This window comes from Motilimonas sp. 1_MG-2023 (genome assembly GCF_030547455.1).
GTDB lineage: Bacteria > Pseudomonadota > Gammaproteobacteria > Enterobacterales > CBDFNC01 > Motilimonas.
The window spans coordinates 1-249 of record NZ_JAUOPX010000219.1 but is presented as its reverse complement, the minus strand read 5'-3'; the positions used below and the strand labels follow the sequence as shown (position 1 = coordinate 249).

The 249-nt window shown below is 34.9% G+C and carries 1 pseudogene; it reads right to left on the bottom strand.

Features of this window, described 5'->3' with window-relative positions:
* Positions 1-249 (bottom strand): annotated as a pseudogene (ychF, locus tag Q4519_RS21985) (redox-regulated ATPase YchF); the annotation flags it as partial.

Genomic DNA, 249 nt, shown 5'->3' with positions numbered 1-249 from the left:
GACAAAATCAGCTAGTTCTAATTCAGTATTGATCGTAACTATAACAACAGCTGGGTCTACTTTACCTGAAAAAAGAACAATAATGTCATATTCAAAGCAACTTACAACATGTCCAAATGCATCTGTTTCACGAATGTTATCAAGGAACTTATTAACAAATCCTTCGCCTTTTGATTCAACAGCGACTAGGCCTGCAATATCAACAAATTACAGTTATGTTTGGATAACCCGTTGTGGCTTAACGATATA